General features: G+C 44.2%; 30 protein-coding genes and 1 pseudogene. 25 read left to right on the top strand and 6 right to left on the bottom strand.

Going from position 1 to position 24,228, the window contains the following annotated elements:
* Positions 1–29 precede the first annotated feature (29 nt).
* From DYD54_RS11795 to thiI (DYD54_RS11785), 3 genes and pseudogenes are all read left to right on the top strand, one after another.
* Positions 30–161 (top strand): hypothetical protein, encoded by a 132-nt coding sequence (locus DYD54_RS11795; protein ID WP_256594035.1) that lies wholly within the window; start codon positions 30–32, stop codon positions 159–161.
* Between the two features lie 88 nt (positions 162–249).
* Positions 250–1,086 (top strand): annotated as a pseudogene (gene thiI, locus DYD54_RS11790) (tRNA uracil 4-sulfurtransferase ThiI); the annotation flags it as partial.
* Positions 1,087–1,134: 48 nt separating this feature from the next.
* A complete protein-coding gene (thiI, locus tag DYD54_RS11785) occupies positions 1,135–1,392 on the top strand; it encodes a thiazole biosynthesis protein (protein ID WP_228703623.1) in 258 nt (85 codons plus the stop codon).
* A gap of 80 nt (positions 1,393–1,472) precedes the next feature.
* Here the strand turns inward: thiI (DYD54_RS11785) and DYD54_RS06870 are convergent, their stop codons facing one another.
* The 4 genes from DYD54_RS06870 to ychF all read right to left on the bottom strand — a co-directional run bounded on the left by DYD54_RS06870 (position 1,473) and on the right by ychF (position 5,035).
* The gene (locus DYD54_RS06870) at positions 1,473–2,321 is read right to left on the bottom strand and encodes an exodeoxyribonuclease III (RefSeq protein WP_063514294.1); all 849 of its coding nucleotides are present in this window, start codon (positions 2,319–2,321) and stop codon (positions 1,473–1,475) included.
* An 84-nt stretch (positions 2,322–2,405) separates the two neighbouring features.
* The gene (locus DYD54_RS06865) at positions 2,406–3,125 is read right to left on the bottom strand and encodes a TetR family transcriptional regulator (RefSeq protein WP_063514293.1); all 720 of its coding nucleotides are present in this window, start codon (positions 3,123–3,125) and stop codon (positions 2,406–2,408) included.
* A gap of 192 nt (positions 3,126–3,317) precedes the next feature.
* Positions 3,318–3,785, bottom strand: a complete 468-nt coding sequence (locus DYD54_RS06860) for a hypothetical protein (RefSeq protein WP_228703534.1) — start codon at positions 3,783–3,785, stop codon at positions 3,318–3,320.
* A gap of 158 nt (positions 3,786–3,943) precedes the next feature.
* Positions 3,944–5,035, bottom strand: coding sequence for a redox-regulated ATPase YchF (ychF, locus tag DYD54_RS06855; protein WP_063515002.1), 1,092 nt, complete (start codon positions 5,033–5,035; stop codon positions 3,944–3,946).
* A gap of 262 nt (positions 5,036–5,297) precedes the next feature.
* On the opposite strand from ychF, the gene ndk reads away from it, so the two are divergent.
* The 22 genes from ndk (at position 5,298) to DYD54_RS11975 (ending at position 22,238) form a co-directional block, all read left to right on the top strand.
* Entirely contained in the window at positions 5,298–5,729 is a 432-nt protein-coding gene (gene ndk, locus DYD54_RS06850) for a nucleoside-diphosphate kinase (RefSeq protein WP_036366306.1), read from the top strand.
* Positions 5,730–5,902: 173 nt separating this feature from the next.
* Positions 5,903–7,084, top strand: coding sequence for a dual-specificity RNA methyltransferase RlmN (rlmN, locus tag DYD54_RS06845; protein ID WP_063514291.1), 1,182 nt, complete (start codon positions 5,903–5,905; stop codon positions 7,082–7,084).
* 88 nt (positions 7,085–7,172) lie between these two features.
* On the top strand, positions 7,173–7,835 hold the full coding sequence (locus DYD54_RS06840; RefSeq protein WP_063514290.1) for a tetratricopeptide repeat protein: 663 nt from the start codon (positions 7,173–7,175) through the stop codon (positions 7,833–7,835).
* 12 nt (positions 7,836–7,847) lie between these two features.
* Positions 7,848–8,975, top strand: coding sequence for a flavodoxin-dependent (E)-4-hydroxy-3-methylbut-2-enyl-diphosphate synthase (ispG, locus tag DYD54_RS06835; RefSeq protein WP_063514289.1), 1,128 nt, complete (start codon positions 7,848–7,850; stop codon positions 8,973–8,975).
* The gene (locus tag DYD54_RS11780) at positions 8,975–9,127 is read left to right on the top strand and encodes a hypothetical protein (protein WP_256594034.1); all 153 of its coding nucleotides are present in this window, start codon (positions 8,975–8,977) and stop codon (positions 9,125–9,127) included. Before ispG ends, DYD54_RS11780 begins: the two co-directional genes overlap by 1 nt.
* 150 nt (positions 9,128–9,277) lie before the next feature.
* On the top strand, positions 9,278–9,949 hold the full coding sequence (locus DYD54_RS06830; protein ID WP_228703532.1) for a hypothetical protein: 672 nt from the start codon (positions 9,278–9,280) through the stop codon (positions 9,947–9,949).
* A gap of 55 nt (positions 9,950–10,004) precedes the next feature.
* Positions 10,005–11,270, top strand: coding sequence for a histidine--tRNA ligase (gene hisS / locus DYD54_RS06825; RefSeq protein WP_063514288.1), 1,266 nt, complete (start codon positions 10,005–10,007; stop codon positions 11,268–11,270).
* Positions 11,271–11,333: 63 nt separating this feature from the next.
* Positions 11,334–12,170 (top strand): YfgM family protein, encoded by an 837-nt coding sequence (locus DYD54_RS06820; protein WP_063514287.1) that lies wholly within the window; start codon positions 11,334–11,336, stop codon positions 12,168–12,170.
* A gap of 95 nt (positions 12,171–12,265) precedes the next feature.
* On the top strand, positions 12,266–13,441 hold the full coding sequence (bamB, locus tag DYD54_RS06815) for an outer membrane protein assembly factor BamB (protein ID WP_063514286.1): 1,176 nt from the start codon (positions 12,266–12,268) through the stop codon (positions 13,439–13,441).
* A gap of 99 nt (positions 13,442–13,540) precedes the next feature.
* Positions 13,541–14,956 carry a ribosome biogenesis GTPase Der gene (gene der, locus DYD54_RS06810; protein WP_063514285.1) on the top strand — a complete coding sequence of 472 codons (1,416 nt, stop codon included), beginning with the start codon at positions 13,541–13,543 and terminating at the stop codon, positions 14,954–14,956.
* Positions 14,957–15,001: 45 nt separating this feature from the next.
* A complete protein-coding gene (locus tag DYD54_RS06805; RefSeq protein WP_063514284.1) occupies positions 15,002–15,490 on the top strand; it encodes a DUF302 domain-containing protein in 489 nt (162 codons plus the stop codon).
* Positions 15,491–16,099: 609 nt separating this feature from the next.
* On the top strand, positions 16,100–16,537 hold the full coding sequence (locus DYD54_RS06800; RefSeq protein ID WP_063514282.1) for an HvfA family oxazolone/thioamide-modified RiPP metallophore: 438 nt from the start codon (positions 16,100–16,102) through the stop codon (positions 16,535–16,537).
* A gap of 12 nt (positions 16,538–16,549) precedes the next feature.
* Positions 16,550–16,783, top strand: coding sequence for a DUF2798 domain-containing protein (locus DYD54_RS06795; protein WP_084260650.1), 234 nt, complete (start codon positions 16,550–16,552; stop codon positions 16,781–16,783).
* A gap of 9 nt (positions 16,784–16,792) precedes the next feature.
* A complete protein-coding gene (locus DYD54_RS06790) occupies positions 16,793–18,109 on the top strand; it encodes an FAD-dependent oxidoreductase (protein WP_172459594.1) in 1,317 nt (438 codons plus the stop codon).
* Positions 18,110–18,153: 44 nt separating this feature from the next.
* Positions 18,154–18,543 (top strand): rhodanese-like domain-containing protein, encoded by a 390-nt coding sequence (locus tag DYD54_RS06785; RefSeq protein ID WP_063514281.1) that lies wholly within the window; start codon positions 18,154–18,156, stop codon positions 18,541–18,543.
* Between the two features lie 10 nt (positions 18,544–18,553).
* The gene (locus DYD54_RS11775; protein WP_256594033.1) at positions 18,554–18,643 is read left to right on the top strand and encodes a YgaP-like transmembrane domain; all 90 of its coding nucleotides are present in this window, start codon (positions 18,554–18,556) and stop codon (positions 18,641–18,643) included.
* Positions 18,603–18,755, top strand: a complete 153-nt coding sequence (locus DYD54_RS06780; protein WP_256594032.1) for a YgaP family membrane protein — start codon at positions 18,603–18,605, stop codon at positions 18,753–18,755. The genes DYD54_RS11775 and DYD54_RS06780 overlap by 41 nt, the downstream gene beginning before the upstream one ends.
* A gap of 16 nt (positions 18,756–18,771) precedes the next feature.
* Positions 18,772–19,680, top strand: a complete 909-nt coding sequence (locus DYD54_RS06775) for an HvfB family MNIO-type RiPP peptide maturase (RefSeq protein WP_063514280.1) — start codon at positions 18,772–18,774, stop codon at positions 19,678–19,680.
* Positions 19,681–19,715: 35 nt separating this feature from the next.
* Entirely contained in the window at positions 19,716–20,507 is a 792-nt protein-coding gene (locus tag DYD54_RS06770) for an HvfC family RiPP maturation protein (protein WP_063514279.1), read from the top strand.
* 17 nt (positions 20,508–20,524) lie between these two features.
* Complete coding sequence (locus tag DYD54_RS06765) at positions 20,525–21,163, top strand: HvfX family Cu-binding RiPP maturation protein (protein ID WP_063514278.1); 639 nt, start codon at positions 20,525–20,527, stop codon at positions 21,161–21,163.
* A 287-nt stretch (positions 21,164–21,450) separates the two neighbouring features.
* Complete coding sequence (locus DYD54_RS06760; RefSeq protein ID WP_063514277.1) at positions 21,451–22,038, top strand: sigma-70 family RNA polymerase sigma factor; 588 nt, start codon at positions 21,451–21,453, stop codon at positions 22,036–22,038.
* On the top strand, positions 22,026–22,238 hold the full coding sequence (locus DYD54_RS11975; RefSeq protein ID WP_084260649.1) for a zf-HC2 domain-containing protein: 213 nt from the start codon (positions 22,026–22,028) through the stop codon (positions 22,236–22,238). The genes DYD54_RS06760 and DYD54_RS11975 overlap by 13 nt, the downstream gene beginning before the upstream one ends.
* A 15-nt stretch (positions 22,239–22,253) precedes the next feature.
* Here DYD54_RS11975 and rnhB read toward each other — a convergent pair whose 3' ends face one another.
* The gene (gene rnhB / locus DYD54_RS06750; RefSeq protein WP_063514276.1) at positions 22,254–22,982 is read right to left on the bottom strand and encodes a ribonuclease HII; all 729 of its coding nucleotides are present in this window, start codon (positions 22,980–22,982) and stop codon (positions 22,254–22,256) included.
* Positions 22,979–24,178 carry a lipid-A-disaccharide synthase gene (gene lpxB, locus DYD54_RS06745; RefSeq protein WP_063514275.1) on the bottom strand — a complete coding sequence of 400 codons (1,200 nt, stop codon included), beginning with the start codon at positions 24,176–24,178 and terminating at the stop codon, positions 22,979–22,981. The genes rnhB and lpxB overlap by 4 nt, the downstream gene beginning before the upstream one ends.
* Positions 24,179–24,228 lie beyond the last annotated feature (50 nt).

Genomic DNA, 24,228 nt, shown 5'->3' with positions numbered 1-24,228 from the left:
TTATTGTCAAAGTCTTCCCCGAGATCATCATGAAAAGCGAATCCATCAAGAAACGCTTTATTAAGGTGCTGTGGGGCAATATCCAAAACGTACTCATGCAGCACGATAAGACGGTTAAGGCCATCCGTCATTGGAATTTTCTTGAGGTGCGTTCAAGATGAATCAAAGCGCGCCCAACTTCGTGCGGCATTGACTTGTATTCTAGGGATTCATCATGTGCTGGAGGTTGAGGATTCACCTTTTGTAGGCATGCATGATATTTTTGAGCAGACTATGGCGAGAGTTAAAGACGAGATTGAGGGCAGGACTTTTTGTGTGCGTGTTAAGCGTCGCGGCAAACATGATTTTGATTCCATGGATGTCATGCGTTATGTGGGCGGTGGGCTAAATCAGCATACCCCAAGCGCCAAAGTTCAGCTAAAAGACCCTGAGGTCGTCATCAAGATTGAGATTGAGCATGATCGCTTGATGTTCGTGCAGGCGCGTCATGAAGGGATTGAGGGATTCCCGATCAGCACCCAAGAAGATGTGTTGTCTTTGATCTCAGGTGGTTTTGATTCTGGCGTGGCAAGCCACATGTTTACACGTCGCGGCAGTCGAGTGCATTATGTGTTCTTTAATCTGGGTGGGCGTGAGCATGAGATTGGCACCAAGCAGATGGCATACCATCTGTAGCAAAAATACGGCAGTTCACACCGTGTGAAATTTATCACCGTGGATTTTGAACCTGTGGTGGCTAAGATTCTTCAGAAGATCGATGATGGTCAAATGGGCGTCGTGCTAAAGCGCATGATGGTGCGTGCTGCCAGTAGCATCGCCAGGGATTATCGTATTGAAGCAATCGTCACGGGTGAGGCGCTGGGGCAGGTGGCCAGTCAGACGCTAACCAACTTACGCGTGATCGATAAGGCAAGCGATGCACTCATATTAAGACCGCTCATCACTCATGATAAGCAAAACATTATCAACATGGCCGAGCGCATTGGTACGGCCGATATTGCCAAATCCATGCCTGAGTTCTGCGGTGTCATCTCAAAAAACCCAACGGTTAAGGCCATTGAGCATAAGATTGTTGATACGGAAGCGAATTTTGACTTTGGTATTCTGCAACATGCCATCGACACCGCCGTATGCATGGATATCCAAGATATTGCAAACGAAGAACATGATAATCAAACCGTCCAGTCGGTTGATACTGTATTGGCAGATGAGGTTGTCATCAATATTCGCATACCTGATGAGATCGAGGATTCACCACTGGATATGGAAGCGGATGTGATCGAGATGCCTTTTTATCGCTTGGGTGCGAACTTTAGTGAGTTTGATCAATCAAAAACCCACTTGTTGTATTGTCAGCGTGGTGTGATGAGGGTTTGCAGGCAATGGCATTAAAGAGTAAGGGTAAGGGTTTTGATAATATTAAGATTTTAAAGCTAAAATAACAAAAAGGGCGTGATGCTCTTTTTGTGTCTTTATACGTCTGTCTTAATGAGATAATCAATAACGACAGGCGCATGATCTGAAAACCAATTATCCTTATAAACCCATGCGCCTACGGTGCGCTCTTTCCAGTCGGGCGAGCAGGCTTGATAATCAATGCGCCAGCCCACGTTCTTGGCGCGCGCTTGTCCGCGGTTTGACCACCAAGAATACACCTCAGATTCCTTGCGGACAACGCGAAACGTATCAACATAACCCAATTCATCATAAATATGATCTAGCCATGCGCGTTCATGAGGTAGGCAGCCAGATGCTTTTTGGTTGCCTGACCAGTTTTTGATGTCGATGCGCTTATGCACGATGTTGTAGTCGCCGCATATGATAACGGATTTATCTTCATCGCGCCAGCGTTTTAGGATTTGTTTGTATTCATCTAGGAAGATGTCTTTGCGTGCTTGGGCTTCATCGCCTGATGAGCCAGATGGTAGGTATAGAGATGAGATAAATACAGGCTTGTCAAGACCTAAGTCAAGCTCTGCGGTGATGAATCGACCCTGACTGTCAGCAAGCTCAAAACCAAGACCACGGCTCACCGATACGATTGGCAATCGACTATAAATCGCCGTGCCTGCATAGCCTGCACGTTCAGCGGGAAATAGATGGGTTTGCCAACCTTCTGGTTTAAATTTATCCGTCCATTGATCATGGTTGATGCGCGTCTCTTGCATGCAGACGACATCCGCTTCAGATTCATTCAGCCAATCAAGCAAACCCTTTTTCTCAGCGGCGCGCAGTCCGTTGACATTAATGGAGATGACGCGCAGTAGGCGTTCATTGGCGTTTAGGGTGTGATGTGATTTTGGTCGGTGTAGATAAGGCATGAGATAAATTGCAATTTAAAAAAGGCGGCATTCTAACATAAATGCCGCCAAAAGATAAGGGTAGGGCTGATACGGATTGTGTTATCAATCCTCAACCACAGTCTCTTCGCTTGATTTCCAGTTATAAGCACCGTACATGAGAATCTGCATCTGGCGTGTGCAGCGGCGGAGCATTTCTTGTTTGTGCTGCTCAACATCAATAGGGTCTTGTTTGTCGGTGATGTCTTCAGCATCTTCATCATCAAGGTTTGGTGTATAAGTCAGCTCTAGCCAGTCGATGATCCAGGAGAATGATAGATTGACACCAATCTCAGCCAATAGGTAGCGGTCTTCGCTGCCAATGTGTTCAAAGGCAGGCTGTAGCGCCAAGTCCTCGCCCATGATCTTGGCGAAATAGTGAATCTGTTGACTGATCGCGTTACGTACCGCCTCGGAGCCACCAAAGCGCTCCGATGCGATGAATTGCCAATATCTAGGTTGCGCATCTACGGCCTTGAAAAATAGCTGTACGCTCTTGGCGATTTGACGTTCAAAACTGCGTTTTTTGCCCAGCTGCATGTGCTCGCGTAAGATGGATAGTGCACCACCCAATTCATCTTCAACCAACGCTTTGCCAAGGCATTCCATGTCATCAAAATGACGATAAAAGGCCGTCGGCACAACCCCAACCTCGCGAGTGACTTGGCGCAGACTGATGGAGCTGTATCCTTGCCCGGTCATGCATAGATCTAGAACAGCATTAAAGAAAGCTTGACGTGTTTGGCGTTTTTTTTGTTCTCGAGTGGTGGTTTTTGTTTCTGTCATGAATCAATCCGATGAAGTCAGTGTGCCTAAACGCGCCCATTAAAGCACATAAAATTGAGTGAATAACTGTGTATTATGAATAAAAATCTAGAAATTTTCAATTAAATTCATAAACTTGTTGCATTTTTATTAATATGATTTTTTATATCAAAAAAGCCAAGCGTGAACCGCTTGGCTTTGCCACCTTGATGATTAAGATTTGGTGCAATCTAGAAGGGTGGCATTGTTTGCGCCCAGTACTTGGGCATTATTGCCATCTAGGATCAGAGTCATTGGCTTGCCATCGCCTTCAATACCTTCATCAGTGGTGAAGCGTTTTTTGTCATTTAGGTCTTGGTTTAGATCGTAAGTGATAGCATCGGCAGTAAGATGTGCTTCGATTTCACCTTCGTGATTGTGTACAGCAATATTTATACTCTTGTCGCCGCATTGAAATTTGTCACCATCATGATTGTGGTCGTGTTCTGCATGATCATCATGTTCGTGGCTGTGATCGTGATTATGCTGTGTATCGGCTGTATTTTCAGAAGTATTTGCTGTTTCGGTAGCAAGGGCGGCCGCCTCAGTGGTTGTGGTTTCGGCAGGTGCTTCGGCTTGTTTTTTATCGCAAGCGGTTAAAGCCAAAGTAGCAACCAGTGAAGTTAGGATGATTTTTTTCATGATAAAACCTTAATTTGATGTGTTAATATGGTGGAATATTTAAATATTAGATGCGATCATCAAGATATATTATAACAAAATTTACAATCATGACTCAAGCCTTTTAACTTGATAACAAAAAAGCCGATAACTATCGGCTTTTTGAGGTTAATGCGCAATCACACATTAAATCTAAAATGCATCACATCGCCGTCTTGGACGATATAGGTTTTGCCTTCTAGGCGAGACTTACCTGCTGCCGCTGCGCCTTTTTCTCCGCCATGTTCGATGAAATCATCATAAGCGATCACTTCGGCACGGATAAAGCCACGCTCAAAGTCGGTGTGAATAACACCTGCCGCCTCAGGAGCGGTCGCACCCACAGGCACCGTCCACGCACGCACTTCTTTGACCCCTGCGGTGAAGTAGGTTTGTAGGTTTAGTAGCTCATACCCTGCACGAATCACACGGTCAAGCCCTGCTTCACTCATGCCCATACCTTCTAAGAACTCCGCCTTTTCTTCTTCGTCAAGCTGGGCGATTTCGGCTTCAATTTGGTTGCACAATGCCACGACAATGGCGTTTTCGCTTTGGGCAAATTCACGCACCGCATCTAGGTGGGGGTTATTTTCAAAACCGTCTTCTGCCACGTTGGCGATGTACATGACAGGTTTTAGAGTGATAAGCCCGTAGGATTTGATGAGTTTTTTCTCATCATTGTCAAGATTTGCCATGCGTGCAGGTTTGCCGTCCGCCAAAAATGGCTCAATTTTTTGAAATACCGCCAAAATCGCCTGAGCGTCTTTGTCTCCGCCTTTTGCTTTTTTGGTGGCGTTAGTTATCGCACGTCCTACCGCTTCAAGGTCGGCAAGGGCAAGCTCGGTATTAATGGTCTCAATGTCGGATAGGGGGTTTACTCGTCCGTCCACATGAATGACGTTGTCATCATCAAAACAGCGTACCACATGGGCAATCGCGTCCGTCTCACGGATATTGGCAAGGAATTGGTTGCCCATGCCTTCGCCCTTGCTCGCCCCTGCCACAAGCCCTGCGATGTCCACAAATTCCATGCTGGTCGGTAGCACACGTTCAGGCTTGACGATTTCTGCCAATGCCTTTAAGCGTGGATCTGGCACAGGCACGATGCCCGTGTTTGGGTCTTTGGTACAAAAGGGGAAGTTTTCGGCGGCAATGCCTGCCTTGGTGAGTGCGTTAAATAGGGTGGATTTGCCAACGTTTGGCAAGCCTACGATACCACAGTTAAAGCCCATGAGTTGTCTCGCTGTTAAATTAAAGTTGCTTAAAGCATTAAAAATCATAAACAAACCATTATACCAAAAATTATCATTAAGCTGTGAGATTTTTGGCAAAAAAACGAAATGTGATGGCGTGACTTAGGTGATATTTTTTGATATTTTTGACATAAAAACCACATGACAAATCCCCCAAAAGATTGGTATAATGTGGGTAATTCTGCACGATCTTGTAGAATTTTTTATCCTTTTAAACCCTTTATATTGTTAAGGAAATATCATGGCTATCGAACGTACTCTATCTATCATCAAGCCAGACGCAGTTGGCAAAAACCACATCGGCGACATCATCGCTCGCTTCGAAAAAGCAGGCCTTAAGCCAGTTGCTATCAAATACAAACACCTAACTCAAGCAGAAGCAGAAGGTTTCTACGCAGAGCACAAAGAGCGTGGCTTCTTCGCTGACCTAGTAGCATTCATGACTTCAGGTCCTGTGGTTGTATCTGTACTAGAAGGCGAGAACGCTGTACTAGCACACCGCGATATCCTAGGCGCAACCAACCCAGCTGAAGCTGCTGCTGGCACCATCCGTGCTGACTTTGCAGTAAGCATCGACGAGAATGCAGCTCACGGTTCTGACTCTACCACTTCAGCTGAGCGCGAAATCGCTTACTTCTTCGGTGCAGACGAAATCTTCCCACGCACTCGTTAATTGATTGCCAGATATTATCATCTGATTAATCGTAAACAGCTTGCTTTTTTAGTGGGCTGTTTTTTATTTTGCGCAAAATCAAACAAGTGCGCCAATACCAAAAAATCATGACTTTGAACGAAATTTTTAGTATAATATGCTGTTTTTATGTTTATTGTAGCAGCCCGATTGTCATGACAAAAATCCCCGTAATCCACACGCCAGAATTCACTGATTCATCCAATAAGGTTAATTTGCTTGGTATGTCCAAGGTGGATTTGGGTGAGTTTTTTGTGTCGCTTGGCGAGAAGCCGTTTCGAGCGACGCAGGTGATGAAGTGGATTTATCAGTTTGGCGTGACGGACTTTTTTGAGATGACAAACATCTCAAAAAAACTTCAACAAAAGCTTGATGAAGTCGCTTGCGTACTACCGCCGAAGGTGAAATTTAAGCAGTTTAGCGAAGATGGGACGCGTAAATGGGTCTTTGAGGTGTCGGGCGGTTCGCTCGTTGAGGCGGTGCTTATCCCTGCCGAAGATGGCAAGCAGTTTGGGCGTAAGACCTTGTGTATCTCATCTCAGGTTGGCTGCGCGCTGGATTGTTCGTTTTGTAGTACGGGTAAACAGGGCTTTGAGCGTGACTTGGACGCCAGTGAAATCATCGGGCAGTTGTGGGTGGCGAATCAGTCATATATGGAAGATGTTGCTCCGACCGAGCGTGAGAATCGCGTGACCAATGTCGTCATGATGGGCATGGGCGAGCCCCTGTTGAACTATAACCCTGTAGTTGCCAGCATGTCTTTGATGCTTGATGATCATGCGTTTGGATTATCAAAACGCCGTGTGACTCTATCAACATCAGGCGTGGTGCCAAAGATGTATGATCTGGCCAAGGACATTGATGTGGCACTCGCCATCAGCCTGCACGCACCGAATGATGAGCTTCGAGATGAGCTGGTGCCAATTAACAAAAAATACCCACTGGTAGATCTCATCGCCGCCGCCAAAGCATACGTCTATGAAGAAAATCCACGCCACAAAAAACACGTCACCATTGAATATGTGATGCTCGCCGGCGTGAATGACAGCGATGAGCACGCGCGTCAGCTTGTGGCACTATTAAAAGATTTGCCAAGTAAGGTGAACCTAATTCCATTCAACCCGTTCCCACATGCGCCTTATGACCGCTCAAGCAATAACCGAATCCATGCGTTTAGCAACATTCTTAATAATGCAGGCTTTGTGTGTACGATTCGTCAGACTCGCGGCGATGACATCGATGCGGCGTGTGGACAGTTGGTTGGGCAAGTTGCTGACCGTACCCGACGTGCCAAAAAATGGCAAGAAAGCATCCAAAAGCGCCAAGACCACGCCTAATCGGTATATTTGAAATAAGTTGGCAAAATTTTTGAGACTTGATAGAATGGGATGTCTGATGGTTTTTAGGTTGAAAGTTTACCGTACTATGGCGATTGCGAGCATCGCTCTTGTGATGACCGCATGTCAGGGCGTTGATCGTAACATTCATCAGAATAAGACCGAACTTGCTAAGATTCGTACCGCCATGGCAGGGCAATACATCGCGGCAGGTAGGCTAGATGATGCCAAGCGCCAACTTGACATGGCGCTGACAGTTGATGCAGGCTTTGCGCCAGCTTATGACATGATGGGTGTGCTGCTTCAGAGTGAAGGCAGTGAGGCGAACCTTGCGCGTGCGGATGGTTATTTTTGTCAAGCGCTTAAGCTTGATAACAATCTGATGCGTGCGCATAACAACTATGCGGTGTATCTGATGCAGGTCGGACATTATGATCAGGCGATTCATCATTTTAAGATTGCATCGACCAACCTAGGCTATGAAGGCCGTGTGCAGTCATTAGAGAATCTGGCTGCGGCTTATCAGCGCATCGGTCGGCATGATGATGCGATTGGTGCTTATCAACGTGCCATTGATTCGGGCAGTGCTACTGAGCGAAGTTATGTGCAGCTGATTGATCTACATGTGATGCAGTCAAATATGAATGATGCCCGAAATATATATCAAAGAGCCGTAGCTGCCTTCGGTCGATCGTCAGCATTATCATATAAAGGCACTCAATTACAGATGCCAGATTTACCCAAAAATTAAAAGAGAGTTTCCATGTCACATCACAGTCCTATCAAGCGCCGCCCCACCAAGAAGATTCACGTTGGTTCTGTGGCGGTGGGCGGCGATGCACCAATCAGTGTGCAGAGCATGACCAATACCAACACCTGTGATGTTGAGGCGACGGTTGCGCAGATTCAGCGCTGCGTCGATGCGGGTGCTGATTTTATGCGAGTCTCAACCCCGACGATGGAGTCGGTGGCGGCATTCGCCGAGATCAAAAAACGTGTTAGCGTGCCACTGGTGGCGGATATTCATTTTGACTACAAAATTGCTCTGGCGGTGGCAGATGCAGGTGCTGATTGCTTGCGCATCAACCCAGGCAATATCGGCAACGAACAAAAAGTACGTGAAGTCATCGCGGCAGCGCGCCATCATGGCGTGAGCATGCGCATCGGTGTCAATGCCGGTTCTCTTGAAAAGGATCTACAAAAAAAATACGGCGAACCGACAGGCGAGGCAATGCTTGAGTCCGCGCTGCGCCACATTGATATTCTAGACCGCAATAACTTTGATCAATTTAAAATCTCAGTTAAGGCGTCGAACGTATTTTTGACTTTGGATGCTTATCGACTTATCTCGGCGCAGGTGGAAAACCCTCTGCATCTTGGTGTGACTGAGGCAGGCGTGTATCGCACGGGCACCGTCAAATCTGCCATTGCATTGGGTGGATTATTGCTAGAGGGTATTGGCGACACCATGCGTATCTCACTGGCAAGCCAACCAGAAGAAGAGATCAAAATCGGCTTTGATATTTTGAAATCGCTTAACATCCGTTCAAATGGCGTGAACTTCATCGCTTGCCCTAGTTGCAGCCGCCAAGAATTTGACGTCATTAAAGTCATGAATGAATTGGAATCTCGCTTGGAAGACATCCGTGAGCCTATTGATCTTTCGGTCATTGGCTGCAAGGTTAATGGACCTGGCGAGGCAAAAGAAGTGGACATCGGTGTCGTGGGTGCAAGCCCAAATTCGCTCGTGTATCTGGGTGGTCAAAAAAGCCATCTGATCGATACCAAGACGCTTGCAGATGAAATTGAGCAAATGGTGCGCGCCAAAGCCAAAGAGCTTGCTGAGGCAAGAGCCATTGCCAAGCAAAAAGAGATTATTCGGGTTGGATGATGAATCATTCTTTGCAAACCGATAGATTGGGATTTGTTGAATTGGCAAAATTAGCTATGCAAATGGTTGATAAACCCATGACTGCATCAGATTTATGGCAATTTGTTTTGCAAAATGATTTGCATCACCAACTAAAGACTTTCGATGTTTAGACGCAATCTTTTAAGGGTAAAACACCCGAAGCGACATTTAGCGCTGGAATTTGCACATCTGGTGATATTTTTGAGGCAGTACCAAATACCAAACCAAAGCAATACATCTTAAAAAATAGCGACACTGTATCTCAAGAAGTTAATTCTGTGATGTCAAGACCACCTAAAGCCGCTTGTCATGAAAGGGAGCTGCATGCTTTATTGAGTTATTTTTTGAAAGAAAATGACTATTTCAAAGCATATTCCAAAACCATCTTTCATGAAGAGGGTTCAAAAGGCGTAAGAGGCGAAGATAAATGGCTGTATCCCGATATGGTGGCAGTTAATTTTGAATACGCCAATTATCAAAAGAATAATGTATTAAGTTTTATCAAAAAATTTGATATTTTGCCCGTTAAAATTTTTTCTTTTGAAATTAAAAAAGAACTGAACTTTTCAAATTATAAAGAAAGCTTCTTTCAGGCGGTAAGTAATTCAAGTTGGGCAAATGAAGGTTATTTGGTGGCACTTAACATCAAGCAAGATGGTCAGTTTATCGAAGCCTTACAAAAATTAAGCCAAAGCTTTGGGATTGGTATTATTGAGCTGAATTTAAATAATATCGGTCAATCTAAGATTTTATCACCTGCCAAATTCAAAGAAAAAATGGATTATTCGGTGATTGATGAGCTGGCAAGAAAAAGCCCGAACTTTGCCCAATTTCTAAAAACAGTAACGGATTTTGATTTATCGAACTCCAACAGATTTTTGAATGAATTTGATAAGATCTTGTCACATGGCGAATTAGAATCGACCTTGCAGCAGGTATTTTTGACCGAATGATTTGAGCTTTGATTGATTTTAATACATAAACCGACGATATTAATAAGGAAAAAACATGAGTAAAATTACCGCCATTCGTGGATTCAACGATGTGCTACCGAGCGATGCACAAAAATGGCGCAAGCTAGAAGCCATCTTGGGTGATGTGCTTGATGGTTATGGATTTAGCCAAATTCGCCTGCCTTTGGTTGAGGAGACTCAATTGTTTGCCCGTGGTGTTGGTGAGGCAACTGACATCGTCGAAAAAGAGATGTTCAGCGTGATTCATGGCGGCAAATCTGAAGGTGAAAGTACGTCATTTACGCTGCGCCCCGAGGGTACGGCAGGCTGTGTGCGCGCGGTGATTGAGCATAACATGCTTCGTGGCGATGCGCCAAAGCTTTGGTACATTGGGCCGATGTTCCGTTATGAACGCCCACAAAAAGGCCGCTATCGTCAATTCCATCAGCTTGGCGCCGAGGTGTTTGGCAATGATCTGCCTGATGGCGAGGTGGAATTGATCGCCATGACTTATCGTTTTTGGCAAAAGCTTGGCGTGTCAGAGCACGTTAAATTGCAATTGAATACCCTGGGCGAGGAAAGCGAACGCTTGGCGTATAAGACGGCGCTGGTTGATTACCTAACGGTGCGCAAAGATGAACTTGATGAAGACAGTCAGCGCCGACTCACCACCAATCCGCTGCGCATCTTGGATTCTAAAGATGAAAAAACCCAATCCATCTTACAAAATGCGCCAAAGCTTGATGATTTCTTGGGCGATGATACTCGAGCGCACTTTGAGCAGGTGAAGATATATTTGACCGCGCTTGGCATTGATTTTGAACTCAATGATAAATTGGTGCGCGGGCTTGATTACTACAATAAGACGGTTTTTGAATGGGTGACGGATAAATTGGGCTCTCAGGCAACCGTATGTGGTGGTGGTCGCTATGATGGATTGGTCGGTGTGCTAAAAGGCAAGCCTGAGCAGTCTGAGCCTGCGGTGGGCTTTGGTATGGGTCTTGAGCGTTTGCTGCTATTGATTGAGGCGGTTAATCCTTTTATGCTAGAAGCTGACTGCGATGTGTTTGTGGTAGCGCAGCCCGAGGTGTATAAAGAGGCATTGCTATTCGCTGAGAGTCTTCGCAATGAACGAAGCGATCTTCGCGTAAAAATGGCAAATGGCTCAAGTCTAAAATCTCAATTCAAAAAAGCAGACAAGTCAGGCGCTAAATACACCGTCGTGCTCGGTCAAGATGAGATTGATCGCGGTGTGATCAGCGTCAAAGACATGACGACTGGCGAGCAGAGCACCCAAGATAGAAACTGGTTTTTAAATTAATTGATTGCTGGTCGATTATTGATTAATATTTATGGCAAATTTGCCAACTGATGGGATAATGGCATGACAAAAGATTCGTCAAACATGACAGACAAACAGGCTATGAGCGCACTCAAAAAACACGGCAGTACCATCATATGGGTGATCGTTGCTGTGCTTGCAGGTTATTTTGGGTGGGAGTATTATCAAAAGAACTACGCCAAAGTTGATACTGTCGCTGCGGATATGTATACTAACATCAATGAGCGTAATGAGGTGATTAAGCTTGCCAAGCAAAATCCCGACCTAGACGCTGCAGCGCAGGAGAGCACCGCTAAGGACGAAGCGGCGTTATTCGCTGACATTGATAAGTTGGTCGCAGAACATCCAAATACTGCATATGCATGGCAAGGCCTGATGTTAAAGGCGCGCCATCAAGCGGATGCAGGCAAGCTGACTGAGGCTATGACAACGCTTGAGCAGGCACAAACGCTAAAACTTGATGATCAAGGCTTGGCAGCGATGACAGATTTGCGCCTAGGTCGTGTGCTGCTTGACAACAATGAAGCTGATAAAGCGCTTGAATTGGCAAATAAAGAACTGCCGTCAGCGTTTGAGGCGTCACGTCAAGAGTTGTTGGGTGATATTCACATCGCCAAAAATGATACCGAGAATGCCAAGAAAGCTTATGTGGCAGCATGGGAGGCGCTACGCGAACGCCAAGAACAGCGCGCTGTATTAAGCCTGAAATTGCAGTCGTTGGGCGTTGAAGTAACACCGATCACCCCAAGAACACCTGTGGTCGCAGCGCCTGTGCAGGTCAGTCAGCCTGAGAGTGCTCAAGCTACCCAAGAGGGTGGTGATGAAGCTGAAGCACCTGCTCAAAACTTAGAAACACAAAACACACAAATGGGTAATTAGTCGTTATTAAATCAGCTTTATAATGATGAGCGAACAATCACCTCAAAAAATTGCTGCAGCGCACAGTTGGCAGCTATACAGTATAAGGATAAAATATGCACACTCGTTTTGTACAAACTGCTCTGGTCTGCGCATTAAGTGCGGTGGCTTTGGTTGGTTGTGGTAAAGGTATTAAGGCAGAAAGCAAAAAACCTGCCAAATTAATCAAAATCAGCGCACCTGTTGCAGTGCTATCACCTGTGTTTAGTGCATCGCTAGATCAAGGTCGTAGCATGATGAAAGGCATCCGCGCCAGCAAAAAAGACGTGGTTGATCTACAAGTTGCCCAAACAGGCGAGGGTCTGATTGCTGCCAGCCGTGATGGCATCGTTGCCTTATTGAATGGCAAGCAAACCGTCTGGTCGGTAGATCTTAAAGAAGCCATCACCAGCGGCGTATCATCCAATCAATCAGGCAGTGTTGCCATCGTTGGTACGCGCTCAGGTAAAGTGGTTGCCATCAATGCTCAGACAGGTGCGATCGTGTGGGAGAAGGCACTACCAACATCTAGCCCAACCCCAGCACTCATTACTAACAATCGTGTCCTACTGTCGGGCAATAATGGAACGCTTTATGGTCTAGACCTGCAGACAGGTACAGCCATGTGGCAGTTTAGCACGCAGAATGTCGATGTGAGTGTACGCGGCGCCGCTAAGCCGCTACATTTGGATGAGCAGACAGCGCTATTTGGTACAGCGGATGGTCGTATCCATGCGATTAACCCTGCTTCGGGTACGCCATTATGGACGCGCCGTGTGGGTATGGCGACTGGTGGCAGTGCGGTTGAGCGCATGAGTGATGTGGATGGTATGCCATTGGTGGTAGGTCAGCACTTATATGTGACAAGCTTTAGTGGTCAATTGGCGGCTTTTAACATGTCAACAGGTCGCCCGATGTTCGTAGGCGAGATTCCAAGCACGAAATCACCGACCGTTCTTGGTGAGGTGCTTGTAGCCACAGGGGTTAATGGTGATGTTAAGGCTTTTAACCGCTTGACAGGCGAGACATTATGGCTAAATGAAAACCTAAAACACCGTAAGCTTACTAATCCTGTTACTGTGGGTAATTATATTGCGGTTGGTGACTATGATGGAGTGATTCACCTGTTCGATGTCAATGGCAATATCGTAAGCCGTGTTGATACCAAAGGTCAATTAACCAGCCTGCAAGTCAATGGTAATCGTCTCTATGCCCAGAGTGCATCAGGCGTAGTGAGCGTTTGGCAGTTTTAAGTTTTTAATTGATACTTTTCCTTTGCTGTCAAATGATGGCAAAGGATTTGGTGTTTTTATTTGATTGTAAATTTATTTTTTAGATAATTTTGAGAGATTATGAGTATTAAACCTGTGGTTGCCTTGATTGGTCGCCCAAATGTCGGAAAATCAACCCTATTTAATCAGCTGACCAAGTCTCGTCAAGCACTGGTTGCGGACATGGCTGGTCTGACGCGCGATCGTCAATATGGCGATGCGCATTTTGGAAATAAGTCATTCATCGTCGTGGATACAGGCGGTATCGGTGAAGCGGATGATGGTACGGGCAACATCGACGACTACATGGCGACTCAGTCTTATACCGCCATTCATGAGGCAGATATCGTTGTCTTTGTGGTTGATGCGCGTTCTGGCTTGATCGGTGCGGATAGCGAGATCGCCAGATTCTTGCATACTCTGGGCAAGCCGGTATATCTTGTGGCGAACAAGATGGATGGCGTACATGAAGCCTCGTCGGTAGAGTTTTTTGAATTGGGTTTTGGTGAGCCATTTCCGACCGCTGCCAGTCATGGTAAGGGTGTTACTAACCTTCTAGAAGTCTTAACGGCTGACATGCCAGAGGATGAGGTTGATGATAATGATGATGACAGCCTAAAGCTTGCTATTATCGGACGCCCGAACGTTGGTAAATCAACACTGGTCAATCGCCTACTGGGCGAGGAGCGTGTGGTCGTCTTTGATATGCCGGGCACGACCAGAGACAGTATTTACATTCCTTTTGAGCGCGAAGGCCGCAAATATACGCTGATCGATACGGCGGGTGTGCGTCGTCGCGGTCGTATTGATGAGAAGGTTGAGAAGTTCTCTGTTGTTAAGACCTTGCAGGCCATTAAGGATGCGAATGTCGTTGTCGTTGTGGTCGATGCCAAAGAGGGTATCGTCGATCAGGATCTGCACATGTTAGGCTATGCACTCGATGCAGGTCGCGCGATAGTGATTGCCATTAATAAATGGGATGGCCTGTCCCAAGACCAAAAAGACTATGTGAAGCTTGAGATTGATCGCCGCTTTAACTTCGTGCCGTGGGTGAAGATTCATCTAATCTCAGCGCTGTATGGTAATGGCGTGGGCGAGCTTTATCCGTCAATTCATAAGGCGTATGATGCGTCGATGTTCAAGGTGTCCACGTCTCGTCTGACGCAGATTCTACAAGATGCCGTGCAAAATCACCAGCCACCAATGGTCGGTGGTCGCCGCATCAAGTTAAGATATGCGCACTTGGGCGGGCATAATCCGCCAGTGATTGTCATCCATGGCAACCAGACTTCCGCCTTACCAAAGAGCTATCAGCGTTATCTTGAGAACATTTATCGCGATGTGTTCAAACTAGAGGGTACGCCTTTGCATGTGGAATTTAAGCAGAACGCCAACCCATACGAAGGTAAGAAAAACCCTAAAATTAAAAATAAGGCGAAAGTCATGCGTGAACGTAAACGCATTGCAGAATTTAAGAAACGCGATAAGAAGCGCTAGATTTTCCATCTAGTTAGTAGAATTAATTTTTGAGGGTGTATTATAATGAAAACTTTACCTGTATTAATTGTTGCTACCATGCTTTTGGGTGCGTGTACTAGTCTGCCTGACAACCCCCCAAAAACACCTGTCATTCATGCGGAGAATAAAATCATGAAACAGCAAACCATCAAAAGCAAATACAGCTTTGAACAGACGGTTGAGAGATTAACTGCTGCCATCCAAAGCAAAGGTATGGCGGTATTTGCGACCATCGACCATCAACAAGCCGCTAAGGAAGCGGGTCTTGATATGCAGCCTGCGACCGTTATTGTGTTTGGCAATCCAAAAGCGGGCACGCCATTAATGATCCAAGAACCCACCTTTGCGCTGCAGCTACCATTAAAGGTGTTGGTGACACAGGTGGATGATGAAGTTTTGGTGAGCTTTAACGACACTAAGGCGATGATTGCGCAGACGAATATTAATTATACTCAGGTGGAGAACACTTTGGTGGGTGCTGAGAAATTAATCATTAAAACTGTCAGCGAATAATAGAGTAGCTGATTAAAAGCGCCTCGATTCACTTGAATTTGTATCTTTGGCACTCATTATAGAGGCAATCGGGCGCTTTGGCGCATTTCATCCATTCAGATAATAACGGGAGTAAAACAATGTCTATGTATTGCAATACTTGTAGATTTATAAAACTGACCGTTTTGACTGTCTGGATGATGACTGCGTGATGTGATCTGGCCTGACCTGATTTCAATGCGGTACAAACCTTCTTTGGTTTTGCACTTTTTTATTGTAAATTTACAACAAAAACTATGAATCGAATGAATTTGAGAATAAAAATATAAAAACATAAAAACAACTCATCAAGCTTGGCAAGAAATTGCCAAACCGCCTAATTTGTCCAAGTGTAATTAAAACGCGCAATCAAACTGCACTAAATCCTTTGTTGAAGAAGGGTGGTGTTCATGATAAAGACAACCCCAAAACACGCCATAAAAAAGAGCGTGCCAAAATACGTTTGCACCTAAAACATAAGGGGTATGACAACAATTTTTAAAAATTTTTCAAATTTTTTGTAAGATATTTGCCCCACGTCCGTCTAAGGTATATCATAAAATGGTTTATGATGTTTAATTGGAGTTTATCATGTCAAATCTTAACCGTAAAATCACAGGTCTTGCCGTAGCAACCCTGCTTGCCACAGGACTTACTGCTTGTAAAGAAGAAAAGGTAGAAGCCCAGCCCATGGAGCAAGGCTACCAAAATGCCGAGCCAGCTCAGCCTGCTACTGCCGAGCCTAACACCGCTACCGCTACCAAAACTGCCGAAGGCAAATGCGGTGAGGGCAAATGTGGCGAAGCAGGGTGCAGTGCCACCATGACCGACAAATCAGCCGAAGGCAAATGCGGTGAGGGCAAATGTGGCGAAGGCAAATGCGGAGCCGAAGCAAAAGCAGGCGATAAAAGTGCTAATGCAGGTTGTGGAGCGAACACTGCTACTGCTACCGCCGACAAATCAGCAACTGCCAGTTGTGGAGCAAGCACCGACAAAAATGCTAATGCCAGTTGTGGCGGTAACAAATAATCCCATGTCATCATGGTGTCTAACAAATTTTCATCTGTGATTTTTGCCCTTTACATGGCGGTGATAATGGCATTCATCATGTCGCTGGTATCTGTCGCCATGAATACAGGGATAGATGATAATTACCTAATAAGAGTATTTTGGGCATACATCAAAACCATGCCTATTACCTTTATGTGCATTTTATCTTTGCGTCCTTTGGTTGTGCGTTTGACTGAACGGACGCTTGGACGTTGGTCGTCATAAGAGTTTTTTATGATACAAACTAAAAACTTAATCATCGGCTTTGGTAAAGCAGGCAAAACGCTGGCAGGGCTGTTTGACAAACAGGGAGAGCGTACCATTTTGGTTGAGCAATCGGACAAAATGTATGGCGGAACGTGTATTAACGTGGGCTGTATTCCGTCAAAAAAACTGATTCATGAAGCCAAAACAGACAGTTTTGCTGTTGCCATGCAGGACAAGGACAAGCTCATCTCTGCCTTGCGTGAAGCTAATTTTAACAAAATCAATGATTTGCCAAATGTAACCGTCATTAATGCACAAGCGAGCTTTGTTGATGATAACACTGTTGCCCTATCCACAGGCGAGACGGTGCGTGCCGAGCGGATTTTTATCAACACAGGCACGACCCCCATTATGCCACCGATTGCAGGCGTGGACGGCGAGCGTGTTTATGACAGCACGGGGCTTTTAAACTTAGGCGACAGCCAAGCGACTGCCCCCAAGCGACTGGTTATCGTGGGTGCAGGCTTTATCGCCCTTGAATTTGCCTTTATGTATCACGCTTTTGGCAGTCAAGTGAGCATTGTTGAAAAATTTGACAGCTTTTTGCCAAACGTCGATGATGATGTGCGTGCGATTGTGCTTGACCTATTAAATGAGCGTGGCATTACGGTGCATTTAGGGCAAGATGTCCAAGAGTTTAAACACCTAACAGAGTATACCCAAGTCATCACCGATAAGATGACCCTTGACGCTGATGCTGTGCTTGTCGCCATTGGTAGACGACCTAACACAGGTGGTCTAAACCTACAAAACACAAGCGTACAGCTAAGCGAGCGTGGCTATGTTGTGTGCGATGACAAACTAAAAGCCACCGACCACATTTGGGCGATGGGCGATGTCGCAGGTTCACCGCAGTTTACCTACATCTCGCTTGATGATTATCGCATTGTGGCGGATGATTTGTTTGGGAACGGCACACGCCACAGAGCCGACCGCCACACCTTCCCAACGAGTGTTTTTATCACACCGCCTTTATCACAAATTGGCCTGAGCGAAAAACAAGCCAAAGACAGTGGCAAAAATTACCAAGTGGCAACCTTGCCCGCCCAAACCATTGTCAAAGCCAAAATCACAGGCAATACCAAAGGCTTATTAAAAGCGATTGTGGATAAAGACAATAACGAGATTTTGGGCGTTACGTTGTTTTGTGAAAATAGCCATGAGATTATCAATTTATTTAAATTGGCAATGGATAATGGCGTTAAAGCGGATTATTTTAAAGGGCAAATTTTTACGCACCCAACCATTAGCGAATCATTAAATGATTTATTTGCTGAATTTTAATTGTTTTTAAATAAATTTAATTGGTGTAATTTAGAAGATGTCTTATGAAAAAACTCACTCTTGCCATTGCAATTAGCGTTTTGGGATTAACTGCGTGTAACAGTTTTGCCAATACCTCATCAAAACAAAACAATGCCAAATCTCAAACCCAAACTCAATCACAAATCAAACCAAAAGCAAAAGGCGTTTGGATTGATGTGCGTAGCCCAGAAGAGTATCAAGCAGGGCATTTGTCAAATAGCGTCAATATCCCTGTTGGCGATATTGCATCAAAGATTTCTGCCATTGAGCCTAATAAAGACAACCCTATCAATCTGTATTGCCGTAGTGGTAGACGTGCCGAAGCCGCTCGTACAGAACTCTTAAAATTGGGCTATACCAATGTTACCAATCACGGTGGTTATGAAGACCTAAAACAACAGGGCTATCGTTAAGAGGTATTTTATGAAAATCAATGTTGGTAAACCTGATAAAATCGTACGAATTATTTTGGGTGTTGTCATTATTGGCTTGGGTACTTATTTTGGTTCGTAGTGGGGGAATTGTTGGGCTTGTGCCATTATTGACAGGCTTTATGAATTTTTGCCCCATTTATCATATTTTGGGCATCAGCACTTGCAAATGCCATGTTGATAACAAACCCTAATAATTAGGAAAATAAAATGACAAGTAAAAGACCATTACACGGGGCAGGGCTTGGCTTTCGCCGTGAGTTATTGCCACAAATGTCTCTTGATGATGCCAATGCCATTCATCAATTAAGCCAGATTGATTTTTTTGAAGTGTCGCCTGAAAATTGGATAAACTCCCACGGAATTATGGGCGGACGTTTTGAAAATATCTTGCGTGCTTATAGCGAGCGGTTTTCTTTTATTTGTCATGGACTTTCTTTATCTATTGGCAGTTCAAAAGAATTGGACGTGGCTCATGTAAATAATATTAAGCATTTTATGAAGTCGCATAACATCAATTTATTTACCGAGCATTTGTCTTGGTGTAGTGATGACAAAGGGCATTTGTATGATTTATTACCCATTCCTTGCACCGAAGAAGCGGTATTTTGGGTTGCCGAGCGTATTAAAAAAGTACAAGATATTTTAGGCTCTCAAATTGGCATTGAAAACGCCTCATATTATTATCTACCACCCCAAAGCCAAATGTCCGACAGTGAATTTATTTCTGCGGTGGTAAAAGAAGCTGATTGTTTATTGCATTTAGATGTGAATAATATTTTTGTCAATAGCCAAAACTTTGGTTTTGACCCACACCAATATTTGCGTGAATTGCCGCTCGAGCGGACGTGTTATTTGCACGTTGCTGGGCATTATGTGGATGATGACGGCTTGATTGTGGATACGCATGGCGATAGTGTGGTGGAGCGTGTTTGGGCGTTATTAAATGACGCTTATGGTTTGATATTTGCCAAAACAGGTAAAACGGCAGATAAGATTCCGACTTGTTTGGAGCGTGATTTTAATTTCCCAGAACTTAGCGAGCTTACCCGTGAAGTTAAATTCATTCGGGAAATTCAAGAACGCCATAAAAATAATTCTACATTTAAATTGGCCTAATTATTTTAATGATGATTTAATAAAGTGGCATAACAATGATGATTGATAAAGCACCCAAGTTACGCATCTTTCAGCGTGAATTTGGCGATTATATCCGCAAACAAAAACACGATAATACCGATACCGTGCCTGCTCGTGTGGGGCAATTATATCAAAATCTGATTTATAATAATGTCTCTGGCTTTGTCAATCAATGCTTTCCCATTACTCGCAGTATTATTGAGACGCATTTTGGCATATTGGTTTGGCAAAATCTGATTAAAGATTTTTTAAAACATGGCGATATGGCAAGTCCGTATTTTAGTGAAATTACCGAGCAATTTGTCGGCTATTTGACCGATGATGTTTTGACAAAATTTGATTTGCCCATTTATTTGTCAGAATTTGCTCATTATGAATGGGTGGAATTGTTTGTAGATAATCTACCGAACAATACTCCCAAGCCTATTTTAATGTATCAAAATGCGTCTATTTTTATCAATCATACCGCCCAGATTTTATATTACGAATGGGCGGTGCAGGATATTAGCGTGGCATTTTCTCCCAGTCAAAAAAGCCCCACTTTTTTGGTGGTGTATCGTAAAGTGGTGGACGGTACATTTAAAACGGCATTTATGACCATAAGCCAGCTTAGTTTTATCATACTAACCTTTATGCAAGAAAAGCAAAATGAAGAGGTATGTTATCAAAATACAAATGAGTTATTGGCAGAGCTACAACGCACCTTTGAATTAAATGATGAGATTTTTGATAATATCAAAACTTCGTTTGATGATTTGGTCAATACAATGATTGATAATCAAATTTTTTATAACCAATCTTTTTAATAAAAATAAGGTAAATTATGATAAAAAAATACAGCGCTTATTACAATAAATTTGTTGTAAATTTAAATAAATTGGACTTTTTGCCATTATTCGCCATTCGTCTTTATCTTGCCCCTGTGTTTATTATGGCAGGGCTAACCAAATACCGTTCGTTTGATGATACGGCACAGTGGTTTGGTAATGCCGATTGGGGGCTTGGTTTGCCATTTGCATCCTTTTGGGTGGCAATGGTGATTGTTGCTGAATTGATTGGTGGTGTGGCGTTATTACTCGGCGTGGCGACTCGTTTTTTTGGCGTGTTATTGGCAATCACAATGGCGGTTGCCATGCTCCTTGTGCATTTAAAAAACGGCTGGCACGCCATTACCCCAACCGACCCTGCGACCAATATCGCCCAATTATTTGGCGGATTGGGACAGGCAAGTTTGGATAATTCCATACAAGCAGGCGAGCGATTAAATAAAGCCCGTGAAATCTTACAAACGCATGGCAATTATGATTGGCTGACCGAAACGGGTAATTTTGTGGTCTTAAATAATGGCATAGAATTTGGCATGACTTATTTTATCATGTTACTTGTGCTAATTATTTATGGGGCAGGGCGTTATATAAGCATGGATTTTTGGATAAATAAAAGTCTGCCAACTTTGAAATAGTACTGTGTCAAACTCGTTCACAGTGAGGGCGTGCCGAACCTTTATAACACAATTTAAAATTTAGAAATCTTGTGAAAATGAAATGATGTTTTTGCATGAAAAATGGCTAAATCTTGTTTTTCTGCGTCAAAAACTGGTCTGATAGAGTGACTATCAGCCTTAAGTTTTTTCCTTGAAAAACGTGCGATTTTTCTCATTTTTCATTGCAAATATAAAAGTTCAACACGCCCTATTTGTACAGCTTCGCCCGTTTTCCTTGTCTTATTTCAAATTTTTTTGACTTAAAAATGCACCAAATACAATTACGCCAATTTGATAAAAAAAGCATGGACGAGATATATCAGTCCATGTTTGCTTTTGCGTATAACCAATTAAATCACGAACAGCACGCCAAAGATGTGGTGCAAGATGCTCTCTTAAATGCCCTAAAATATGCCGATAGTTTTCAAGGAAAGTCCGCCTTTAAAACATGGGTATTTGCCATTTTAAAAAATAAAATTGCCGACTTTATCCGCCAAAACAAACATTATGAAGTCATGAGCGACATGAGTGAAAATAGCGATGAAGAATTTTTGGCAATGCTGTTTGATGATATTGGGCATTGGCAAAACGGTTCATCGCCAAATGCCTTTGATAATCGCTGGGCAAGTCCGCATGAAACAGCTGAAAATGATGAATTTTGGCAAGTATTGGAACTTTGTTTGGAGAATCTGCCCAAAGAGCAGGCACAAGTTTTTTTGATGAAAGAATATATAGAATTGGATAGTGATGAGATTTGTAAGAATCTAAATATTACTCGACAGAATTTATATGTGTTATTGCACAGAGCTAGATTAAGATTGCAAATGTGTTTGTCGGTAAAATGGTTTGTTTAGAGGGGGATACAATGAAACAATTAAAGAATTGCCAAAAAATGACTGAACTTATGAGTCTATCACAAGAAGAGCCATTGACTTTATCCCAAAAAATGACGGTAAAGTTTCATCTTTTGATGTGTCCTACCTGTCGTAGGTTTGATGATAATAATCGGGTGTTAAAAGAGATGATAAAAAAGCATAAGAATTTAAAGGGGTGATTTGTTTTAAAGCGATTAAAAAAGTTGATTTGCCAACATCGTCCGCATGGGATTAAAACTTTTGCGATGTTCGGTCAATATCCCATGCTCATAAATGGCGGTGGTATGGGCTTTACTGGCATAGCCTTTGTGCTTGTCTAATCCATAATCAGGATAAATCTTGGCATAGTCGCTTATGACGGTATCACGATGAACCTTGGCAAGGATACTGGCGCAAGCGATAGACGTGTGAAGGCTGTCGCCCTTGATGAGCGTGTGAATGCACGGCTGAAAATCGGTAAAGTCATCGGACAGGGTGGGCGCAGCGTTGCCGTCTATCATGATGATAAGATTGTCATTTTTGCTAACGTCATTTAACGTTATCAAGTGTTCAATCGCCAATCTCATGCCAAGTAAAGTCGCTTGATAAATGTCAATCGTATCAATCACACAAGCAGGAATGTCAATAATGACATAGCTTTGGCAGGTTTGCTTAATCGGGTCAAAGACCAAATTCCGCTTTTTTTCGGACAATTTTTTGCTGTCGTTGATAAGAGCAAGGGGCGTATTTGTCAGGTCAATTTGCCCAAATTCGTCCGTCAAATCATTATCCAAAATCACCGCCCCAACCGTCATTTGCCCAAACAGTGAACCCCGCCCCACTTCATCAATGCCGATGACAAAAGTGCGTGATGTAGGTTCGTGATTTTTGTGGGTGGTAATGGTGCAGGCGTGAGTGTGCGTGTTTAGAGTATGGGCTTTCATGAATGTTGATAATGAGTCAATACGGCTTCGGCGGCGTTATGATGACTGTCCTTACGTAGTGTGGCGGTTGTTTGTTGTAATTTTATGATTTGAGCGTTAGGGTCGCCTAAAATTAGCTTGACTTCTCTTGCGATATTGGCTGCAGTTGCGTCATGCTGGATTAACTCAGGTACGATTGGTTTTCCTGTCTGCCCGTAGGATAGGATATTTGGCAGAGATACATAGGGGATTTTTACCAGATACTTGGCGATGGTGTAGGTGAGATTGCTAAGCTTATATACCACGACCATGGGGCGGTGCAGCAGCAATGTCTCAAGCGTGGCGGTGCCCGATGCCAACACCACCACATCAGATGCCATCATCACATCATGACTGATCGGTGTATCCTCGCCATAAACGATGTGGGCATGGGGCAGCAGATGAGGCGCACGCTCAAACAACATCAACTCTATCAGCCGCGCGTGTTCTGCATTCACTACGGGCAGCACAAAACCCACGCGATCATCAGCAAGCTCATCCATGCTATCGATAAGCAGTGGCAAAATGGCGTGAATCTCAGAGACGCGCGAACCTGCCATCATGCATAGAATGGTCTGGTTATTAAGCTTCTTAAGTGATGGAAAACTGCCACGATGATGACTGATAAATTCCGCCTTAGTCTCATCGAGTGCTCGTTCATCGGCTTGTAGCTTGTCCAGCAGTGGATGACCGACGCAGACAGCAGGGTGATTATGCTTGGCATATACATCAAGCTCAAAAGGAAAGAGGCACAGCACCAGGTTGGTGGCGGCTTTGATGGTGTGAATTCGACTCTCTCGCCATGCCCACACGCTCGGGCTGACCATCTGCACGCAGAACACACCTTTTGGCTTAAGAACTTTGCCCAGTCTTAAATTAAAATCAGGCGCATCAATGCCAACGAAAATATCAATGCTCTGACGATCAAATTCTTCTAATATTTCACGCCTGGCTCGCAATAAATCAGGCAAATGCTTGACGACCTCGGTCAGACCCATCACAGAGAGCCGCTTCATGTCTATGATGGAGCGCAGCCCTAATTTTTGCATGCTTTGACCGCCCACGCCTACCCAGCAAATGTTTGGGTGAATGGCGTTCATCTGATGCATAAAATCCGCACCCAGCGCATCGCCTGAGACTTCACCTGCCACGATGCCGATGGTAAGCATGTCTGTCATAAGTCACCCAATTATTATAAATAAATGCCATATTTTACGAATTTCTAGGA

It is taken from the genome of Moraxella ovis (assembly GCF_900453105.1).
In the GTDB taxonomy this organism is placed as follows: Bacteria; Pseudomonadota; Gammaproteobacteria; order Pseudomonadales; family Moraxellaceae; genus Moraxella; species Moraxella ovis.
Note: the sequence above shows the minus strand (reverse complement) of the source record. Positions and strands in the feature narration are given on the sequence as shown.

Bases quoted from the DNA above. Each gene is read 5' to 3' on its own strand.
- ndk (WP_036366306.1), top strand. From the start codon at position 5,298: ATGGCTATCGAACGTACTCTATCTATCATCAAGCCAGACGCAGTTGGC.
- DYD54_RS06830 (WP_228703532.1), top strand. From the start codon at position 9,278: ATGTCAAGACCACCTAAAGCCGCTTGTCATGAAAGGGAGCTGCATGCT.
- DYD54_RS06795 (WP_084260650.1), top strand. From the start codon at position 16,550: ATGGTGTCTAACAAATTTTCATCTGTGATTTTTGCCCTTTACATGGCG.
- DYD54_RS06870 (WP_063514294.1), bottom strand. From the start codon at position 2,321: ATGCCTTATCTACACCGACCAAAATCACATCACACCCTAAACGCCAAT.
- der (WP_063514285.1), top strand. From the start codon at position 13,541: ATGAGTATTAAACCTGTGGTTGCCTTGATTGGTCGCCCAAATGTCGGA.
- rnhB (WP_063514276.1), bottom strand. From the start codon at position 22,982: ATGAAAGCCCATACTCTAAACACGCACACTCACGCCTGCACCATTACC.
- DYD54_RS11975 (WP_084260649.1), top strand. From the start codon at position 22,026: ATGGTTTGTTTAGAGGGGGATACAATGAAACAATTAAAGAATTGCCAA.
- bamB (WP_063514286.1), top strand. From the start codon at position 12,266: ATGCACACTCGTTTTGTACAAACTGCTCTGGTCTGCGCATTAAGTGCG.
- rlmN (WP_063514291.1), top strand. From the start codon at position 5,903: ATGACAAAAATCCCCGTAATCCACACGCCAGAATTCACTGATTCATCC.
- ychF (WP_063515002.1), bottom strand. From the start codon at position 5,035: ATGGGCTTTAACTGTGGTATCGTAGGCTTGCCAAACGTTGGCAAATCC.
- DYD54_RS06765 (WP_063514278.1), top strand. From the start codon at position 20,525: ATGATAAAAAAATACAGCGCTTATTACAATAAATTTGTTGTAAATTTA.
- DYD54_RS06790 (WP_172459594.1), top strand. From the start codon at position 16,793: ATGATACAAACTAAAAACTTAATCATCGGCTTTGGTAAAGCAGGCAAA.
- hisS (WP_063514288.1), top strand. From the start codon at position 10,005: ATGAGTAAAATTACCGCCATTCGTGGATTCAACGATGTGCTACCGAGC.
- DYD54_RS06820 (WP_063514287.1), top strand. From the start codon at position 11,334: ATGACAAAAGATTCGTCAAACATGACAGACAAACAGGCTATGAGCGCA.
- DYD54_RS06775 (WP_063514280.1), top strand. From the start codon at position 18,772: ATGACAAGTAAAAGACCATTACACGGGGCAGGGCTTGGCTTTCGCCGT.
- thiI (WP_228703623.1), top strand. From the start codon at position 1,135: ATGGATATCCAAGATATTGCAAACGAAGAACATGATAATCAAACCGTC.
- DYD54_RS06785 (WP_063514281.1), top strand. From the start codon at position 18,154: ATGAAAAAACTCACTCTTGCCATTGCAATTAGCGTTTTGGGATTAACT.
- DYD54_RS11780 (WP_256594034.1), top strand. From the start codon at position 8,975: ATGAATCATTCTTTGCAAACCGATAGATTGGGATTTGTTGAATTGGCA.
- DYD54_RS11795 (WP_256594035.1), top strand. From the start codon at position 30: ATGAAAAGCGAATCCATCAAGAAACGCTTTATTAAGGTGCTGTGGGGC.
- DYD54_RS06770 (WP_063514279.1), top strand. From the start codon at position 19,716: ATGATGATTGATAAAGCACCCAAGTTACGCATCTTTCAGCGTGAATTT.
- lpxB (WP_063514275.1), bottom strand. From the start codon at position 24,178: ATGACAGACATGCTTACCATCGGCATCGTGGCAGGTGAAGTCTCAGGC.
- DYD54_RS06805 (WP_063514284.1), top strand. From the start codon at position 15,002: ATGAAAACTTTACCTGTATTAATTGTTGCTACCATGCTTTTGGGTGCG.
- DYD54_RS06865 (WP_063514293.1), bottom strand. From the start codon at position 3,125: ATGACAGAAACAAAAACCACCACTCGAGAACAAAAAAAACGCCAAACA.
- DYD54_RS06840 (WP_063514290.1), top strand. From the start codon at position 7,173: ATGGCGATTGCGAGCATCGCTCTTGTGATGACCGCATGTCAGGGCGTT.
- DYD54_RS06800 (WP_063514282.1), top strand. From the start codon at position 16,100: ATGTCAAATCTTAACCGTAAAATCACAGGTCTTGCCGTAGCAACCCTG.
- ispG (WP_063514289.1), top strand. From the start codon at position 7,848: ATGTCACATCACAGTCCTATCAAGCGCCGCCCCACCAAGAAGATTCAC.
- DYD54_RS11775 (WP_256594033.1), top strand. From the start codon at position 18,554: ATGAAAATCAATGTTGGTAAACCTGATAAAATCGTACGAATTATTTTG.
- DYD54_RS06760 (WP_063514277.1), top strand. From the start codon at position 21,451: ATGCACCAAATACAATTACGCCAATTTGATAAAAAAAGCATGGACGAG.
- DYD54_RS06860 (WP_228703534.1), bottom strand. From the start codon at position 3,785: ATGAAAAAAATCATCCTAACTTCACTGGTTGCTACTTTGGCTTTAACC.